This is a genomic window from Streptomyces sp. NPDC020801 (assembly GCF_044334385.1).
Classification (GTDB): Bacteria; Actinomycetota; Actinomycetes; order Streptomycetales; family Streptomycetaceae; genus Streptomyces.
Genome location: NZ_JBIRST010000027.1, coordinates 36756 through 53196 on the forward strand (window position 1 = coordinate 36756; position 16441 = coordinate 53196).

The 16441-nt window shown below is 72.0% G+C and carries 18 protein-coding genes; 10 read left to right on the forward strand and 8 right to left on the reverse strand.

Annotation, left to right across the window (positions count from 1 at the left end; translation table 11 throughout):
* Positions 1-181: 181 nt before the first annotated feature.
* From ACH4UM_RS36000 to ACH4UM_RS36020, 5 genes are all read right to left on the reverse strand, one after another.
* Positions 182-1648, reverse strand: coding sequence for an MFS transporter (locus ACH4UM_RS36000; protein WP_398189115.1), 1467 nt, complete (start codon positions 1646-1648; stop codon positions 182-184).
* Positions 1649-1674: 26 nt separating this feature from the next.
* On the reverse strand, positions 1675-2340 hold the full coding sequence (locus ACH4UM_RS36005; RefSeq protein WP_398188985.1) for an ArsR/SmtB family transcription factor: 666 nt from the start codon (positions 2338-2340) through the stop codon (positions 1675-1677).
* Positions 2341-2734: 394 nt separating this feature from the next.
* The gene (locus ACH4UM_RS36010; RefSeq protein ID WP_398188987.1) at positions 2735-2947 is read right to left on the reverse strand and encodes a hypothetical protein; all 213 of its coding nucleotides are present in this window, start codon (positions 2945-2947) and stop codon (positions 2735-2737) included.
* A gap of 133 nt (positions 2948-3080) precedes the next feature.
* Positions 3081-3296 (reverse strand): hypothetical protein, encoded by a 216-nt coding sequence (locus ACH4UM_RS36015; RefSeq protein WP_398188989.1) that lies wholly within the window; start codon positions 3294-3296, stop codon positions 3081-3083.
* A gap of 149 nt (positions 3297-3445) precedes the next feature.
* The gene (locus ACH4UM_RS36020) at positions 3446-4258 is read right to left on the reverse strand and encodes a maleylpyruvate isomerase family mycothiol-dependent enzyme (protein WP_398188992.1); all 813 of its coding nucleotides are present in this window, start codon (positions 4256-4258) and stop codon (positions 3446-3448) included.
* 479 nt (positions 4259-4737) lie between these two features.
* On the opposite strand from ACH4UM_RS36020, the gene ACH4UM_RS36025 reads away from it, so the two are divergent.
* The 7 genes from ACH4UM_RS36025 to ACH4UM_RS36055 all read left to right on the forward strand — a co-directional run bounded on the left by ACH4UM_RS36025 (position 4738) and on the right by ACH4UM_RS36055 (position 11029).
* Positions 4738-5592, forward strand: a complete 855-nt coding sequence (locus ACH4UM_RS36025) for a DMT family transporter (RefSeq protein ID WP_398188995.1) — start codon at positions 4738-4740, stop codon at positions 5590-5592.
* 116 nt (positions 5593-5708) lie between these two features.
* Positions 5709-6056 carry a DUF1330 domain-containing protein gene (locus ACH4UM_RS36030; protein ID WP_398188998.1) on the forward strand — a complete coding sequence of 116 codons (348 nt, stop codon included), beginning with the start codon at positions 5709-5711 and terminating at the stop codon, positions 6054-6056.
* Between the two features lie 253 nt (positions 6057-6309).
* Entirely contained in the window at positions 6310-7086 is a 777-nt protein-coding gene (locus ACH4UM_RS36035; protein ID WP_398189000.1) for a polysaccharide lyase family 7 protein, read from the forward strand.
* Between the two features lie 140 nt (positions 7087-7226).
* Positions 7227-8174: an ATP-binding cassette domain-containing protein gene (locus ACH4UM_RS36040; RefSeq protein ID WP_398189003.1), complete on the forward strand. Its 948-nt coding sequence runs from the start codon at positions 7227-7229 to the stop codon at positions 8172-8174.
* Positions 8171-9010, forward strand: coding sequence for an ABC transporter permease (locus ACH4UM_RS36045; protein ID WP_398189006.1), 840 nt, complete (start codon positions 8171-8173; stop codon positions 9008-9010). Before ACH4UM_RS36040 ends, ACH4UM_RS36045 begins: the two co-directional genes overlap by 4 nt.
* 37 nt (positions 9011-9047) lie before the next feature.
* Entirely contained in the window at positions 9048-10364 is a 1317-nt protein-coding gene (locus tag ACH4UM_RS36050; RefSeq protein ID WP_398189009.1) for a sensor histidine kinase, read from the forward strand.
* Entirely contained in the window at positions 10361-11029 is a 669-nt protein-coding gene (locus ACH4UM_RS36055; RefSeq protein ID WP_398189012.1) for a response regulator, read from the forward strand. Before ACH4UM_RS36050 ends, ACH4UM_RS36055 begins: the two co-directional genes overlap by 4 nt.
* 138 nt (positions 11030-11167) lie before the next feature.
* Here ACH4UM_RS36055 and ACH4UM_RS36060 read toward each other — a convergent pair whose 3' ends face one another.
* The 3 genes from ACH4UM_RS36060 to ACH4UM_RS36070 form a co-directional block, all read right to left on the reverse strand.
* Positions 11168-12646, reverse strand: a complete 1479-nt coding sequence (locus tag ACH4UM_RS36060) for a glutamate-cysteine ligase family protein (RefSeq protein WP_398189015.1) — start codon at positions 12644-12646, stop codon at positions 11168-11170.
* Between the two features lie 179 nt (positions 12647-12825).
* A complete protein-coding gene (locus ACH4UM_RS36065; protein WP_398189018.1) occupies positions 12826-13026 on the reverse strand; it encodes a hypothetical protein in 201 nt (66 codons plus the stop codon).
* 153 nt (positions 13027-13179) lie between these two features.
* Complete coding sequence (locus tag ACH4UM_RS36070) at positions 13180-13536, reverse strand: PRC-barrel domain-containing protein (RefSeq protein ID WP_398189021.1); 357 nt, start codon at positions 13534-13536, stop codon at positions 13180-13182.
* 779 nt (positions 13537-14315) lie between these two features.
* Between ACH4UM_RS36070 and ACH4UM_RS36075 the strand changes: the two genes are divergently transcribed.
* The 3 genes from ACH4UM_RS36075 to ACH4UM_RS36085 are packed head-to-tail and all read left to right on the forward strand — an operon-like array spanning position 14316 to position 16431.
* A complete protein-coding gene (locus ACH4UM_RS36075) occupies positions 14316-14822 on the forward strand; it encodes an SRPBCC family protein (RefSeq protein ID WP_398189024.1) in 507 nt (168 codons plus the stop codon).
* Positions 14822-15928, forward strand: a complete 1107-nt coding sequence (locus ACH4UM_RS36080) for an LLM class flavin-dependent oxidoreductase (protein WP_398189027.1) — start codon at positions 14822-14824, stop codon at positions 15926-15928. Before ACH4UM_RS36075 ends, ACH4UM_RS36080 begins: the two co-directional genes overlap by 1 nt.
* Complete coding sequence (locus ACH4UM_RS36085; protein WP_398189029.1) at positions 15925-16431, forward strand: winged helix-turn-helix transcriptional regulator; 507 nt, start codon at positions 15925-15927, stop codon at positions 16429-16431. Before ACH4UM_RS36080 ends, ACH4UM_RS36085 begins: the two co-directional genes overlap by 4 nt.
* Positions 16432-16441 lie beyond the last annotated feature (10 nt).

Genomic DNA, 16441 nt, shown 5'->3' on the forward strand with positions numbered 1-16441 from the left:
CCGTTGCCGGTCGCCTCGTCCCGTGGGGCCGCCGGTACCGCTCGCGCGCGGGGAGGACCGGTCACCACGGCGGACGCTCCAGCGCGAACGGCCCTGTGGAGTCCGGCCCCGGCCCCCGGCACCACGTGCTGCGGGATGCAGCCGGCGGTGAACCGAACCGGTCGCGGGTACCTCCGGCGGCTCACGACGGGGCGTGACGGCCGGCGTCACCCCGCGCGCCGCCGACCGGTGATGCTGATGCCGGGGGTGCCGGGGGTGCCGGGGGTGCCGGGGGTGCCGGGGGTGCCGGGGGTGCCGGGGGTGCCGGGGGTGCCGGGGGTGCCGGGGGTGCCGGCGGTGCGTCGGCTTGCACGGTGACGGGCGTCGACCGGGCGACTTCCCGGGTGTGCCGCCGAGCGGTGCCGCGCCCGTTTGTACGGTCCATCTGCCGCCACTCCGGACGCAGTCCGGTCAGGGTCGTGGTGAGGAAGTACCCGGCTCCGCCGGCGAGCAGCACCGGCGCGAGTCCCGCCGAGGCCACCGCCGCGCCGGCGATCAGTCCGCCGAGGGGGATGCCGGCCCAGGCCAGCGAGTCACCGAGCGCGCCGACCCGGCCGAGCATCCGGCGCGGTATCCGCTCGAACAGGACGGCTCCCAGCACCGGGTTGAGGAAGCCCGCCCCGAATCCACCGACGGCGAACACCGCCAGTACGGCCCCCATCGGCGCGCCACAGGCCAGGACGAGGAACCTCGGCGCACCGGCCAGCAGGAACCCGGTGAAGAACACCACCCGGCGCGGCAGCCGGTGCGCCGCCAGCGCGGCGACCAGGCTGCCGCCGACCGCCGTGGCACCCATCACGGTGCCCGTCAGACCGAGCGCAGCCGGCCCGCGGCCGGACTCCCTGGCCCAGACCGGCATGAGTACCGTCGTGAACGCCGCGTCCAGCAGGTTGGTGATCGCGACCATGACGATGACGGTGAGCAGCAGCGGCTCGCCGCGCAGGAAGGTGAACCCCTCGCCGAAGCGTCGCCAGTAACCGGGTTCCGTCTCCCCGGCCCGTGCCGGGGTCTCCTCGGCGGCACGGCCCATGCCACGAGGCAGCGACAGCCCGATGACCACCGACCCGAGAGCGAAGCAGCAGGCGTTGACGACGAGTCCTGTCAACGGGCCGAGCAGGGCCACCAGCGAGCCGCCGGCCGCCGGGCCGATGGTCGAGGCGAGCCGCTCGGTCACGCCGGACAGCCCGGTGGCCCGCTCCAGCGGCACCCCGCCTCGGTCGGCCGCCTCCGGGACCATCACCTCCTTGGCCAGGTCGCCGGGGCCGCGGGCCGCGCCGATCAGCGCGACCAGGGCCAGCAGCACCGGAAAGGACAGCAGGCCCAGCGCGTGCAACACGGGCACCGCCGCGGCCGCGGCCGCGCTGGCCAGATCGGTGGTCCAGGAGACGGCCCGTGGGCCGGTCCGGTCCACCAGCGGCCCGGTGAACGCCTTGACCAGGACGTAGGGGGTCATCTCGCAGAAGGCGACCAGTCCCGTCCGGGTGGCGCTGCCGGTGGTGACGAGCACGAACCAGGGAAGTGCCACGGCCGAGACCCGGGTACCGGTCAGTGAGACGGCCATGGCCGAGAGCACGCCTACCAGGGGGCGCAGGCTCCGCCCGCCGGACATGGTGGTGGCGCCCGGGACACCGCGGGTCACGACGTCTCCGTTCCGGTCGCTTCCCCGGGGTGGGAAGGAACCTCCGGAACAGCGGGCGCGTCCAGCTCGGGCAGGAGCTGCGTGATGACGGCGACCCGCTCGGCTCCCTCGGGAGCGCCGGACGCCTCCTGAGGTGTGTCCCTCCGGTAGCGGGCGACGACGTCCCGCAACTCCTGGCGCAGGGCGACGGCCTCCTCGGGCGTGAGCCGCAGGGCCCAGTCGCTCATGTCGAAGGTGTCCCGCCACGCACGGGGCATCGTCTGGACCTCGTTGACCGCCCGCTGGATGCGCATCGTGTAGGCGGCGGCGACGGACTGGAGGTAGGCCAGCGCGGCCTCCGGCTCCCGCTCGGCCAGCTCCGGGTCGTTGAGCTCCGTCGACTGGTGCACCGAACGCCACCAGCGCTCGCGCGCGTTGCCGCGTTCCGTGTCCTCCTCGACGAAGCCGGCCGCGCCGAGCTGGCGCAGGTGGTAGCTGGCCGTGCCGGAGTTCACCCCCAGCCGCTCCGCGAGGCGGGTGGCCGTCGAAGGGCCGTACTTCCGCAGCAGCCCGACCAGCTGCACACGCACGGGGTGTGCCAGGGCGCGCAGCCCCTTGGCATCCAGGACCACCGCGTCCGGTTCGGCCTTCGGGCCGGCCGGTCGCTCGCTCGGAACAGTCATGACGGGCACTCTAGACTGCAAACAGTTCTTCGCAAAGACTTCTTCGCAAAGAGTTCTTTGCGAAGAGTTCTTTGCGAAGAACTCTTTGCGTGCCGCCGGTGGTGATGTCCCTTGAAGGCGTCGAGCCGAGCCATGCGGTCCTGGCTGCCCGCGCCTGTTCCGGGCGACCCGCGCCGACGGCAACAACCGCCTCGTGGCGGCCTTCCGCAAACCGGCACCGGCTCGCCATGGCTTCCGGCTACGGAGAAGCGCCGAGCACCGCCAAGGGGTGACGGTGCTCGGCGGGTGCCCACCAGGCGGACGGGGTGTCAGTGAGAGCGGCGCGTGGTCCGGCGGCGCAGCGCCGGTACGGTGCCGCCACCGGCCACGACCAGTGCGGCGGCGACGCCGGCGATCACCGGGTGCTGCTGCTCGCGCCGGTCTCGGCGAGGCCGGTGCCACCGCCCGCGGGCGACGGGGCACTGCTCGCCCCCGGCGCGGCGGCCGTGCCGCTGTGGGTGGGGACGGCCCCCGCCGGAGCCGTGGTCGACGGGCGGCGGACGAGGGCGCGGAGGAGGCGGGCGCGGACGGCGAGGCAGGAGCCGAGGAGGCGCCGGAGGGCATGCACTCGCCGCCGGAGACGACCAGGTCGGGCCCTGTGGTCCTGTGGTCCTGTCGTCTCTGTCCCTCCTCGGCGTCCCGGCGGCATGTCGCCGGGACGCCAAGCGCACCACGACATGCCGCCGGGACGGCGAGTGCACCTACTCGAGGAGCTTCCTGGCGACCCGCGCCGCCGCCTCGCTCTCGGCCGCGGCGGGCGACAGCTCGCTCAGCGTGTCGAGGTCGGTGTCCTGTTGCAACTCTGCCTCCCACGCGGCGGCGAGCCTTACCTGTTCCTCGCGCGGCAGCCGCTGGACCTGTTCCCTGTGATGTGGGTCAAGGGCGGCCAGGAAGCGCTCGATGGTGTCGATGGGCATCTGTTCTCCTCCGTCACGGGGTCGGCCCCTTGGGGGCACCACCACCAGCGTGATCGGGAACGCGGGCGTTGTCGCCGCCGCCGTGGCCCGCGCGCACCCGAACGGAGGAAGCGGTGCGCAGCGCGCCCACGCCCCGGACGCGGCGCCGGTCAGAAGGAGGTGTGGGCGAACCAGCGGTCGAGGACCGCGCTCTCCCCCCGGACCTCGAAGGCGGCATCCTTGTACGTACGCCGCCCGTACAGCAGGAGCAGGAGGTCGGCCGCCGGTCCGCGTACCGTCGCATGCGCCTCGGACGGCTCGGCGTCGGCTCCGTCCCTGGGCAGCAGGCGGAAGCCGTCCGGATCGAGCCGCACCCGCCATTCCTCGACGGTGTGCCCGGCGGGGTCCGCGCACTGGAAGGCGACGGACTCGCCGTCGCCGCGCAACTCGGCCACGGTGGGGGCGAAGAGATGCGCGTAGGGCAGGTTGACGAGGAACTCGTCCACCCCGTCCCTGGCGGGCACGGGGTCGATGTGTGACTCCCGGCCGAGGGCGTGCTCCGCGTCCACCCGGTGCACCAGGGTCTCGAACAGCATCCGGCGGGCCCAGAACCGGGCATGCTGGTCCTCGCCCCAGGCCCACATCGCCGCCCGCGGGTCCGTGTCCCGCAGTACGGCGGCCACGTGGGGTACGCCCGCCGCCACCCAGGCGGCGTACTCCTGAGCTCGGTCCGGCAGCCCCAGGTCCACGTCGCGGCTGCGCGGCGGTTCCTGCACCAGCCGGGTCAGCAAAGTGCTGAACCAGCGCTGCAGCGCCCCCACGTGCTGCATGAGATCGGCCAGGGTCCAGCCGGGGCAGGAGGGCACGGCCGTCGCCGGGTCGGCACCCGCGACCACTTCCGCGAAGAGCAGGGTCTCCCGCTCGATGGCCTGCCGGTAGGTGTCGTAGGGCAGAGGGTGCCCGGACGGGCTGGTCGTCTCCATCTGCTGCCGCCTTTCTGTCCGCGGGATGGATCTTGCCGGGCTCAGTGTGGATGCTGGAGTCCACTCGAAGGCAAGTCCCACCGTCCACGCCGCCCCTGCCACCTCCCTCCCGGACGGCGCCGGTTGGCCCCGGAAGCCGGAACCCGCCCGGTACCGAAACGGGGAGCGGATCACCGCAGGCCGCATCGGAGGGCCAGGTCCCGCAGCCGTGGAGCCAGCGGTTTCTCGTGGCCGGTCGGGGTCAGATGTCCCGCGTGGTCAGGTGGTCCCGAGGGGGCAGGTGGTCCCGCGTGGTCAGGTGCTCCCGGATCCTCTCCCGAGTGCGGGCGCAGGTCGATGCAGTCGATCCCCGCTACTTCTCTGCCCGACGCGAACGTTGGCCCGGCTGCCGTGGGTCTTCCGCCTCCCGGGCGATCCGTCCGGCGTGTCGCCCGCATGGTGCCCCGGGAGGTGGACGGCGCATCCGCGAAGGATGAGGCATGGGGATCGTCCTGCCGACTCTGTTCGCCGTGCTGGCCGCGCTCAGCAACGCGCTCGCCACCGTACTGCAGCGCCGCGCAGCGCTGACCGTGCCACAGTCCCAGGGGTTCCGCCCGGGGCTGATTCTCGACCTGCTGCGGCGGCCGGTCTGGGTCGCCGGGGTGCTGACGGTGGTGACGGCCGGCGTGTGGCAGGCGGCCGCGCTGGCGACCGGCCCGCTTTCGCTCGTACAGCCGCTGTTCGTCCTGGAGTTGCCTCTCGCCCTGCTGCTCGCCTCGGTGATGCAACACCGCCGGCCGTCCGGCGCGCTGTTGCTGAAACTGTTCGTCGTCGTGGCGGGACTGGCGCTGGCACTGCTGTCCGCCGCGCCGGCAGGCAACCGCACGCACGTCGCCATCGACCGCTGGCTGCCCGTCCTGGCCGCCTCCGCGGGCGCTGTCGTGGTGCTGACCGCGGTGGGGCTGAGGCGACCGCCGGGCAGGTTCCGCGCCGCCTGCCTGGGTACGGCCACCGCTGTCTGCTTCGCCCTCACGGCCGGCCTGATGAAGACGGCCGTGCACATCCTCACCGACGCCGGACTCGGTGCCTTCCTCACCTCCTGGCAGACGTACGCCTTCGGCGCGAGCGGCGTCTGCGCCATGCTCCTCCTGGAACACGCCATGCAGGGGGGCCCCCTGATCGCCTCTCAGCCCGCCCTCACCCTCGGCGACGCCACCGTGAGCTTCCTGCTCGGGGTGCTGGTCTACGAGGAGCACGTGCGGGCCGGCTGGTGGCTGCTGCCGCTGACCCTCGGGATCGGTCTGATCGCCGCGGGAGTGCTCGCCCTGGCCAGGAGCGAGACCGAGTCGTTGTAGCGGGCCTCGCCTGGTGCGGACCGTCACCGATTACCTGTCAGGTCATCGACCCGGACACGCACACGGCGCGAGGATCGTAGGCGCACGGATGCCGACGGACCGACCGGAAGGACGCCATGCCCGCCTACGCCATAGCCCACCTGCGCGATGCCGCCCCGCACCCGGAGATCGCCGAGTACATCGAGCGGATCACCGCCACCTTCGCGCCGTACGGCGGCCGCTTTCTCGTGCACGCCGCGCAGCACGAGGTGAAGGAGGGCAGCTGGCCCGGACATGCCGTGGTGATCGCCTTCCCGGGGATCGACGAGGCGCGGGCCTGGTGGGACTCGCCCGCATACCAGGAGATCGCACCCCTGCGCTCACGGCACATCGAGGGCGACATCATCCTCGTACCGGGAGTCCCCGACGGCTACGACCCGGCGGCCGCCGCACGAGCGATGCGCGAGGCCCTGCCCGCCCGGTAGCCCCGCCCGCATCGCCGCCGGTGCACTGGCCGCGCGGCACCTGACCGTGGTCCGCGGGTGGGCCGCCTCCCCGGCGTGTCTTCTCTTCCCTCCGCTTCCCCTCTTGACGTGTCTGGTTCAGACCTTTAGGTTCACGGGTCACCAGTCATCCAAGTACGCATCCGTTGTTCATCATGATGAACAACGGCAGGGCTCACTCCGCACGATCAGCCGTGCACGCCCACGCTCTCCACCACCACGGGAGGCCCCCCACATGACCCGTCCCCAGCTCCTCGCGATGACGACCGTCGCGGGGCTCGTCGGCACGCTGGCCGCCTTCGGAACCGGCAGCGCGAACGCCGCCGACCCGAAAGTCGCGCCCGGCGGAAACTTCGATCTGTCGACGTGGCAGCTCCAGGAGCCGGTCGGCTCCCCCGGATCCCCGACCACCATCCCCCCGTCCCGGCTGCGGGGGCCCGACGGTTACCAGGACGCCTACTTCTACACCGACACCCGCGACGGCGCGATGACCTTCTGGGCGCCCGAGAAGGGTGTCACGACGCCGAACTCGCACTACGCCCGCTCGGAGCTGCGGGAGACGAACCGCGACGGCAGCGCCGCGAACTGGTCGCTCGGCGGCACCCACCGGCTGAGCGCGACCCTGCGCGTGGTGTCCGTGACGTCCAACGTGTGCGTGGGCCAGATCCACCTCGGCACCGGCGGCTCGTCCACCAAACCGCTTCTGGAGCTGTACTACCACGCCAACGGCGACATCGTCCTCGGCACCGAGAACTCACCGGCCGGCGGTCAGACGCCCCACCAGGTCGGGCACGTGCCGATCGGCAGGACCTGGAGCTACACCATCGGCGTCTCGGGGGGCGACACCATCGACCTCACCGTCAACGGCAGCACCACCCACTACCCGATCCCCGCCTCCTTCAAGCCGTACAAGCAGTACTTCAAGGCCGGCTCCTACAACCAATCCTCCTCGGAAAGCACCACCAAGGGGGCCCGTGTCGCCTTCTACGGCCTGACGGTCGCCCACGGCTGAGCCGCGTAGTACCGCGGTACCACCCGCCCGGCGCAGTTCGGCCCGCGGTACCACCGAACCGGGGCGATCCGGACCTTAGGTTTGCGGGTGAGGCGTCAGGAGCGACGGACGGGCGCCACGGTCCGAGAGAAAGAGCGCCAATGATCGACGCACAGCGGCTGACCAAGAGGTACGGCGAGAAGACGGCCGTCGACGGGCTGGACTTCGTCGTGAAGCCGGGCACCGTGACCGGGTTCCTGGGGCCCAACGGCGCGGGGAAGTCCACCACCATGCGCATGATCGTCGGGCTTGATGCCCCGACCAGTGGTTCCGTGACGGTGAACGGCGGCCGCTACGCCCGCCACCGGGCACCGCTGCAGGAGGTCGGTGCGCTTCTTGAGGCCAAGTCGGTCCATCCGGGCCGCTCGGCGTACAACCACCTCAGGGCCCTGGCGCTGACGCACGGGATTCCGCGCCGCCGGGTCGACGAGGTGATCGAGCTCGCCGGACTGGGCAGCGTGGCGAAGAAGCGGGCAGGCACCTTCTCCCTGGGCATGGGCCAGCGCCTCGGCATCGCGGCGGCGCTGCTGGGCGACCCGCAGACGGTGATGCTGGACGAGCCGGTCAACGGACTGGACCCGGAAGGCGTTCTCTGGATCCGCAATCTGCTGACCTCCCTCGCGCTGCAGGGACGGACCGTCTTCGTCTCCTCCCACCTGATGAGCGAGGTGGCGCTGGTGGCCGACCATCTGATCATCGTGGGGCGTGGACGGCTGCTGGCCGACACGACCGTGCGCGACCTGGTGCGCGAGGCCGGGGGCGACACGGTGAAGGTCGCGACGCAGGACCCGGCGCGGCTGCGGGACGTACTGGCCGGGCCGGGCGTCGACATCACCGGGCGGGTCGGCGCCGAGGAACTGCAGGTGACCGGACTGACCGCCCGTGAGATCGGGCTGAAGGCGGCGGAGCACGGAATCGCGCTGTTCGAGCTGAGCACACGGACGGTGTCGCTGGAGGAGGCGTTCATGGAGCTGACGAGGGACGCCGTGGAGTACCACGCGTCCACCACCGGCACCGAGGACACCGAGACGCTCGGGAGGACGGCATGAGCACCCTCACCGCAACCACCGGGACGCCCCGCACCGCCCCCGACCGCCCCGTCCACCGGGTGACCGGCCGTCGTGTGCTGTCCTCCGAGTGGGCCAAGCTCTGGTCACTGCGCTCGACGTGGATCAACCTGGGGCTGGGCCTGCTCTTCCTGATCGCGTTCGGGCTGATCGCCGCGAGCCGGTACAGGTCGGGGATCGGCTCCGGCCGCATGGACAGGGACTTCGCCCGTTCCACGGCCGTGAGCCTGTCCCTCTTCGGTACGCACTTCGCGCAGCTGGCACTCGGCGTGCTCGGTGTCCTGGTCACGGCGGGCGAGTACTCGACCGGGATGATCCGCTCGACGCTGGCGGCCGTGCCGCGCCGGCTCCCGGTGCTGTGGTCCAAGGCGACGGTGACCGGGCTGGTCGCGCTGGTGGCCGGCACGCTGGGCGCGTTCGTCGCCTTCCTCGCCGGCAGCGGAATCGTCTCGGGGACGCCCGCGGCCATGGGCCTTGCGCACGCAGGTGTCGTACGGAGCCTGCTGGGTGCCGGGCTGTACCTCGGCCTGGTCGGCGTCATCGGTACCGCCCTGGGGGCGCTGCTGCGGTCGGTGGCCGGGGGGATCTCCGTGCTGGTCGCCGCCCTGATGCTGATCCCGGGCCTGGTCTCCCTGCTGCCCAGCTCCTGGCAGGGCGACATCGGCCCCTATCTGCCGAGCAGCGCGGGGGAGTCGATGTTCGCCCTCACACACGACGCCACCACCTTGGCGCCCACGGCCGGGTTGCTCGTCTTCCTCGGCTGGACGGTCCTCGCGCTGGCGGGGGCGGCGTACCGGCTGGTGCGCGGCGACGCCTGAGCGCCTGCACCATGGCCGGGTGACCATCATGACCCCCATGACCACTGCGACCGCAGGCACCGCCCCGGCCACCGGCAGAGCCGAGGACATCGGCGGGATGGGACCGCTCGTCGCCCTGCTGAGCCGGAGCGGCCAGCGGTTGCGGCAGGCCGACCGGGCCCGTCCGTGGGTGCTGGACACCGCGGTGGTGGCGCTGGTCTTCCTGATGTTCTGCCTGCCGGACCTGCTGCACGCGGGTGCCGGACACGGCGACGGCCCGCGCCGGTTCCGCCTAGTGTTCGCCCAGCTGCCCCCGGCGGGAATGCCGGCGTTGCAGGCCGGGCTGGTGCTGCCGCTGCTGTGGCGACGGCGCAGGCCCGCGGTGGCCTTCGGCGCCGTCGCGGCCGTGTTCGTCCTGCAGTGGTCCCTGGGGGCCGCGCTGCGCGCGGACGTCGCCCTCTTCATCGCCCTGTACAGCCTGGCGCTCCACGGACGGCTGCGGCAGCTGCCCTGGGCCTGCGGGATCATGGCGGCCGGAATGGTGCTGGCCGCGGTGCGGGTGGCGTCGGCGGTGTCCGTCTGGGACGCGCTGTTCTTCCTCCTGAGCACGGCGACCGCGGCCGTCGCGCTCGGCCTCGTGGTACGGATCCGCCGCGCCCAGCTCGCCGGCCTGCGGGAACGTGCGGCCCGCCTGGAAATCGAGCGCGACCAGCGCAGCAGGCTCGCGGCCGCCACCGAACGGGCGCGTGTGGCACGCGAGATGCACGACATCGTCGGCCACAACCTGTCCGTCATCATCACCCTCGCCGACGCCGGCGTCTACGCCACCGCGACCGCACCCGAACGCGGCAAGGAGGCCCTTCGGCTCATCGGCGACACCGGCCGTCAGGCCCTTGGCGAACTGCGGCGCGTGCTGGGCGTACTGCGCGCGGCGACGGACAGCCACTCCGGCGGGCCGGAGCTCAGCCCCCAGCCCGGCATCGCGGACATCGACGCCTTGTGCGCCGGCGTGCGGACCGCCGGACTGGAGGTGGTCTACCGCACCGCCGGTAACGTCGAGGCCCTGGACAGCGGAGTACAGCTGACGGTCTACCGCATCGTCCAGGAAGCCCTCACGAACACTCTGAAGCACGCCGGCGCCGATACACGGGTGAACCTGGCGGTCGTCGTCGAGGACACGCGGCTTACCATCCGGGTCCGGGACATGGGTCGGGCCGTCGGCCACCCCGGCCCGAACGAGGAAGGTCAAGGCCTGGTGGGCATGCGCGAACGAGCGGCGCTGTACGGCGGGACCGTCAGCGCGGGACCCGCCAAGGGCGGCGGCTGGACGGTGGAGGCAGCCCTCGACCTCACACCCCGAGGCGGTGCCCGGTGACCACCGTGCTCATCGTGGACGACCAGCCGCTGCAGCGGTTCGGCTTCCGCATGCTGCTCGACTCGGTGCCCGAGACCCAGGTGGTCGGCGAGGCCGCACACGGGGCCGAGGCCGTCCGCATGGCCGCCGAACTGCGCCCCGACGTCGTCCTGATGGACGTACGCATGCCGGGTGTGGACGGCATCGAGGCCACCCGCCGCATCACCGCCGCCGGGGACCGCTCGCGCGTCCTCGTGCTGACCACCTTCGACCTCGACGAATACGTCCATGCGGCCCTGCGCGCCGGGGCCAGCGGCTTCCTCCTGAAGGACGTCCGTCCCGAGGAACTGCTGGCCGGCATCCGCGCCGTCGCGGCGGGCGATGCCGTCATCGCCCCGGCTCCGACCCGCCGCCTGCTGGAGGAGTTCGCCGAGCACATCCCCTCGCACCGGAGGAGCGGCGCCGAGGACCCCAGGCTGACGTCCCTCACCGACCGGGAGCGCGAGATCCTCGTCGCCATCGGCAAGGGCTGGACCAACGGCGAGATCGCCGGCCGGTTCGTCCTGTCCGAGTCCACCGTCAAGACCCACGTGGGCCGCGTCCTGGCCAAGATCGGCGCCCGCGACCGCGTCCAGGCCGTGATCTTCGCCTACGACTTCGGTCTCACCCGTCCCGGTGCCGGCTGAGCCGGCGAGTGGGCGTGGCGCCGACGATGCCGGCCCTCGCCACCAGCAGCACCGCGCCGCGGAGCTCGCGCCGGGACGCCCGGTGGAGGGCTTCCGCCGCCCGGTCGGGGTGGGCCGAAGGTGCCGCTGGAACGTCCGTCAGTCGACGGGCCACGTGTGGACCGGGGCGTTGAGGTGCATGTAGTCGATGTACAGCTGCGTCATCCGCCGCAGGGCCTCGTGGCGGCCGGCGTGGGTGGAGGCTTCGATGTGGTGGAACATCTCCTTCTGCCACACCGCTCCGTTGCGGGCGGTCACGCACCGCTGCTCGATGATGCCGAGCAGCGGCTCCCGCCAGGCCTCGTCCATGCCGGACCGCTCCAGCCCCCGGTGCGCCAGCGGCAGCAGACGCCGCAGGACGAGTTCGGGCACCGGCACCTCACCCATGCCCGGCCAGTACAGCCGTGCCTCGATGCCGTGCCGCGCCGCCGTGTGCAGGTTGTCCTCGGCGGCCGAGAAGGACATCCGTGACCACACCGGCCTGTCCTCCTCGACCAGGGCGCGGGTGAGCCCGTAGTAGAAGGCGCCGTTGGCGAGGGTGTCGGCGACGGTCGGGCCGGCGGGCAGTACCCGGTTCTCCACCCTCAGATGCGGTTTGTCGTGGGCGATGGCGTAGACCGGGCGGTTCCAGCGGTAGATGGTGCCGTTGTGGAGCGTGAGCTCGGACAGTTCGGGGACGTCACCGCGGTCCAGTGTCTCCCCGGGCTCCTGCTCGTCGCACAGGGGCAGCAGCGCCGGGAAGTAGCGCAGGTTCTCCTCGAAGAGGTCGAAGACGCTGTTGATCCACCGTTCTCCGAACCACACCCTGGGCCGCACCCCCTGCACCTTGATCTCCTGCGGGCGTGTGTCGGTGGCCTGCTCGAACAGCGGGATACGGGTCTCGTGCCACAGTTCCCTGCCGAAGAGGAACGGCGAATTGGCCGCCAGCGCGACCTGGACCCCGGCGATCGCCTGCGCCGCGTTCCAGTAGTCGGCGAACTCCTCGGGGGACACCTGGAGGTGGAACTGGGTGCTGGTGCACGCGGCCTCGGGGGTGATCGTGTCCGCATACGTCCGCAGCCGGTCGACGCCGTCCACCTCCAGTCGCAGATCCTCGCCGCGAGCCGCGAAGACCTGGTCGTTGAGGAGCCGGTAGCGCGCGTTCTCCGACAGGGCACCCTCGCCGACGTCCTCCTGCCGCAGCGTGGGAAGGATGCCGATGATGATCAGACGCGCACCGACCGACCTCGCCCGGTGCTCCGCGTGGTTCAGCGCCGAGCGGATCTCGGACTCCCAGGAGTCGGGGCCGCCCGCCGTCAGCCGGCGCGGCGGAATGTTGATCTCGAGGTTGAACCGGCCGAGCTCGGTGGCCCAGGCGGGGTCCGCGATCGCCTCGAGCACATCGCTGTTGCGCATCGCGGGTTCCGCCCCGTCGTCGACCAGGTTCAGCTCGATCTCCAGCCCCACCTGCGGCCGCTCGGACTCGAACCGTGACTCGCGCAGCATCTGCGCGAAGGCGTCGAGACACTCCTGCATCTTGATCCGGTACCGGCGGCGGTCCTCGCGGGTGAAAACCAGCGCCGGGACGTCCCGTCCCATCGGCCCTCCCGGGTTCCCATCTCGGACACCTCTGCATCCAGCGTCGCACCACCGGGCGGCCCCGACCAGGCGGAATGGGGACCGCCTGGGCGGGGCGACGCGGGGCGGGGCGCGGCAGCTGCTCGCGGACCCGTCGCCCGGGTTCGACCCGCCGGCCGTCCGCATGGACCTCCTCCGGGTCAGCGCGATGGGCGCGTGCCCTTGCGCCGGCCGAGGCCGATCCCGAGGAACAGGACGTCGGCGAGGAACAGCACGATGCCGATGGCGAGCAGAAACGTCATGCCGGTGACCGTGACACCGATCGCCGCCAGGGCGACGGCCACGACGACGAGGAGGAGGAACAGAGCCCACATCTTTGATCGCTTTCCCGGCTCGCTCACGGGGACCGGTGTCCGTGACGTGTCCGTGACGTGTCCGTGATGGCTGATGGCTGATGAGTTTCCGCGGTGACCGATGGCAGGGGAACCCATGAGTGCGGTGTGCGAGGGAATCCATGAGGAGGGCATGAGGCGTGGCCGCGGCCGGCCCCTTGCTCACCGGCGGGCCAGCCGCCGCTCGCCGGCCGATCCGGACTTGTAGCGCAGGTCGTAGTGGGCGAAGATCGCCGGCTCGTCCGCCACGGGGAGCTCACCATCGGTGTCGATGGAGGGGGCGTCCTTGACGAGCTTTCTGTCGAACGCGACGTTCAGGTGGCCGGGACTGACGGTGGCTCCTGCCAGGGGGACGAAGACCAGCCGCTGACGTCCGAGCATGCCCGTCTTCACCGTGGCGAAAAAAGGCTGGTCAGTGATGGTGTCGACGTAGATCGCCTCCAGTTCGCCGATCTTGCCGGCGTCGGCGCCGTGTACGGCGTGTCCGCGCCACTGGCGGATGTCCTGGGCCTCGAACATGGTCTTCCTCCACTTCACCGCACCATTCACCGGTCTGAATCCATCTACCCGCCCGACCGCGAAATTCTCGGTCCGGGTGCGGGGCCGCCCCCATGACCGTGGCGCGGGGTGCCTCAGCACGGCGGGGACCCTTCCTTCCGGTCCGGCAGTGTCCGTATGTGCCCGTGCTTGACAACTCCTCTGCCGAGCAGAGTAGTTCGGCTTCCCGAAGGGTGCGTCTGCCGTCGGGCTCGCCGCCCGGGGCCGGCGGGCGCGAGCGTCGCCTTCGCGGCATCCGGCTCGGCCCCGAACCGGGCGGCCGCCCAGGCCGTGGTGCCGCTCGCGGTGGTCGGCCCCGGCCTGACCAGAACTCAGGCCAAGGCTGCCCAGCGCCGGCCGAAGGCGCCTCTTTCGCCGGTCGTGGGCGGGGCGGCAGGCACCCGCGCGAGGCACGCTCCGTACGCCCACGCGAGGCACGTTCCGTACGTGCGCGCGGGACAAGTTCCGTACACCCGTACGGGACAAGTTCCGTACGCCCGCACGGGGCGACTTCCGTACGGGAGGCAATCCGTAGGCCGTCCGGCACCGAATGCACCGTGGGGGTTCGGCAGCGTGCCCCCACCGGGCCGGCCCGGCAGTGGCGAGGTACCCGCCCGAGTGCCGGGCCGGCCCTGTAGTGCCGGCGCGGGTGGCGTCGTGTGTCGCGCCCCGGTTCCCTTGATCTGCTGGCACCCCTTGACCGAGTAGGTCTTGTTACGCAACTCTGGAGGCCAAATACCTCTTGGTGCGAGGAGGCCGGCGTGGAGTGGACGGGCGCGCGGTACGCGGACGGACCGACGGTGGAGGTGCGGACCTGGATCCGGGCCGCCCCCCAGCGGGTGTGGGAACTGGTGTCGGACGTGGAGCTGATGCCGAGCCTGAGTGAGGAACTGCAGTCGGTCGAGTGGCAGCACGGAGCGACCGGGCCCGTCGTGGGAGCCAGGTTCGTCGGCCGCAGCGAGCACGAGGCGCTCGGGAAGTGGGCGACCACCTCGACCGTCATCGAATGCGAACCCGGGCGGGTCTTCGCCTGGGCCGTGGAGGACCCGGACCGTCCCGCGGCCGTCTGGCGGTTCCGGCTGGAGCCCAGGGACGGCGGGACCGAGCTGTCGGAGTGGATGCGGCTGGGCCCGGCTCGATCCGGCCTGTCGTCCGCGATCGACCGAATGCCGGAGAAGGAGCAGAAGATCGTGTTCGTACGGCTGCGGGAGTTCGAGCGCAACATGACGGCGACGCTGGAGCAGATCAAGAAACTGGCGGAGGCGTGATGCGGACCGCCACGACCGTCGAGGCGTCGGGCTTCGACTCCTGGACCCGGCAGGCCGATTTCGTCGCCGAGGCCGAGAAGCTCGGTCTGGACATCTGCTGGGTGGCCGAGGCATGGGGCTCGGACGCCCCGTCCGCCCTGGGCTTCTACGCAGCCCGGACCCAGAGGATCCTGCTCGGCTCCGGAGTGATGCAGGTGGGCACCCGCACTCCGGTGGCTCTCGCCCAGACGGCGATCACCCTGGCCAACCTCTCCGGCGGACGCTTTCTGCTGGGCCTGGGCCCCTCCGGCCCCCAGGTGATGGAGGGCCTGCACGGAGTGCCCTTCGCCCGCCCGCTGGCTCGCGTCCGGGAGACCGTGGAGATCCTCCGGCAGGTGTTCGAGGGCGGCAGAATCTCCTACTCGGGCACCGAGTTCCGCATTCCGCTGCCCGGCGGGGAAGCCGTCCCCATGCGGCTCTCACTGCGCGCGGAGCATCCGATCCCCCTCTACCTGGCCGCCCTGTCCCCGGCCATGCTGCGGCTTGCCGGAGAGGTCGCCGACGGCTGGCTCGGCACCAGCTTCGTACCGGAAGGCGCGGCAGAGGCCTACTTCGCCCCCTTGGACGAAGGTCTGGCCCGGGCCGGGCGCACCCGCGCCGCACTCGACGTCTGCCAGGGCGCGGAGGTCTCGTTCGCACCGGACGAGGAAGCCCTGCGCGCGATGGTGGCCGGGCGCAAGAAGGAACTGGCCTTCAGCCTCGGCGGGATGGGGCCGGCGTCGAGCAACTTCTACAACCGGGCCTACGGCCGTCAGGGCTGGGCCGAGGTCGCCGCCGAGGTGCGGGAGCGCTGGCAGTCCGGCGACCGGGACGGCGCGGCGAACCTGGTGACCGACGAGATGGTACTGGCCACCACGCTCATCGGCACCGAGGACATGGTGCGCCGCCGGCTGCGCGTCTGGCGCGACGCGGGCGTGGACACCGTCCGCCTGTACCCGGCCGGTGACACGCTGGAGGCCAGACTCGACACACTGGGCAGGGCGATCGAACTGGTCAGGGAAGTGGGAGGCGAGCCGGTCGGGGATGCGGGCGGTGAGCCGGTCGGGGAAGCGGGAGGCGCGTCATGAGCCCGGCACGTCCGTCGTTCGCCGACTGGCCGTGCTCGATCGCGCGGACGGTGAACCTGCTGGGCGACACGTGGACGCCCCTGATCCTCAGAGAGGCCTTCTACGGCAGCCGGCGCTTCGACGAGTTCCGGCAGGAGCTGCGCATCGCCCGTAACACCCTCGCCGACCGCTTGCGCCGCCTGGTGGAGGAGGAACTGATGGAGAGGCGGCCGTACGAGAGCGAGCCGCCCCGCCACGAGTACGTGCTGACCGAGAAGGGCCGGGACCTGTTCCCCGTCCTTGCCGCGATGTCACGCTGGGGCGACCGGTGGCTGGCGGGGGAGGAGGGCGTTCCGGTCACCCTGCACCACGACGCGTGCGGCCACGACGCCCACGCGCGAGTGGTCTGCTCCGAGTGCGGCGAGCCGATGCGCGCAGAGGACACGTCGGTACGGATGGGCCCCGGCTATCCGGCGCGGCTCAGGACACGGCCCGACGTCCAGCGCCGCTTCGCACGCCCCTGACAGCGCCGGG

What these genes read in the sequence shown, in the direction of transcription:
- ACH4UM_RS36000 (WP_398189115.1), bottom strand. Translation starts at nt 1,648, where the DNA reads ATGTCCGGCGGGCGGAGCCTGCGCCCCCTGGTAGGCGTGCTCTCGGCC.
- ACH4UM_RS36005 (WP_398188985.1), bottom strand. Translation starts at nt 2,340, where the DNA reads ATGACTGTTCCGAGCGAGCGACCGGCCGGCCCGAAGGCCGAACCGGAC.
- ACH4UM_RS36015 (WP_398188989.1), bottom strand. Translation starts at nt 3,296, where the DNA reads ATGCCCATCGACACCATCGAGCGCTTCCTGGCCGCCCTTGACCCACAT.
- ACH4UM_RS36020 (WP_398188992.1), bottom strand. Translation starts at nt 4,258, where the DNA reads ATGGAGACGACCAGCCCGTCCGGGCACCCTCTGCCCTACGACACCTAC.
- ACH4UM_RS36025 (WP_398188995.1), top strand. Translation starts at nt 4,738, where the DNA reads ATGGGGATCGTCCTGCCGACTCTGTTCGCCGTGCTGGCCGCGCTCAGC.
- ACH4UM_RS36030 (WP_398188998.1), top strand. Translation starts at nt 5,709, where the DNA reads ATGCCCGCCTACGCCATAGCCCACCTGCGCGATGCCGCCCCGCACCCG.
- ACH4UM_RS36035 (WP_398189000.1), top strand. Translation starts at nt 6,310, where the DNA reads ATGACCCGTCCCCAGCTCCTCGCGATGACGACCGTCGCGGGGCTCGTC.
- ACH4UM_RS36040 (WP_398189003.1), top strand. Translation starts at nt 7,227, where the DNA reads ATGATCGACGCACAGCGGCTGACCAAGAGGTACGGCGAGAAGACGGCC.
- ACH4UM_RS36045 (WP_398189006.1), top strand. Translation starts at nt 8,171, where the DNA reads ATGAGCACCCTCACCGCAACCACCGGGACGCCCCGCACCGCCCCCGAC.
- ACH4UM_RS36050 (WP_398189009.1), top strand. Translation starts at nt 9,048, where the DNA reads ATGACCACTGCGACCGCAGGCACCGCCCCGGCCACCGGCAGAGCCGAG.
- ACH4UM_RS36060 (WP_398189015.1), bottom strand. Translation starts at nt 12,646, where the DNA reads ATGGGACGGGACGTCCCGGCGCTGGTTTTCACCCGCGAGGACCGCCGC.
- ACH4UM_RS36070 (WP_398189021.1), bottom strand. Translation starts at nt 13,536, where the DNA reads ATGTTCGAGGCCCAGGACATCCGCCAGTGGCGCGGACACGCCGTACAC.
- ACH4UM_RS36080 (WP_398189027.1), top strand. Translation starts at nt 14,822, where the DNA reads ATGCGGACCGCCACGACCGTCGAGGCGTCGGGCTTCGACTCCTGGACC.
- ACH4UM_RS36085 (WP_398189029.1), top strand. Translation starts at nt 15,925, where the DNA reads ATGAGCCCGGCACGTCCGTCGTTCGCCGACTGGCCGTGCTCGATCGCG.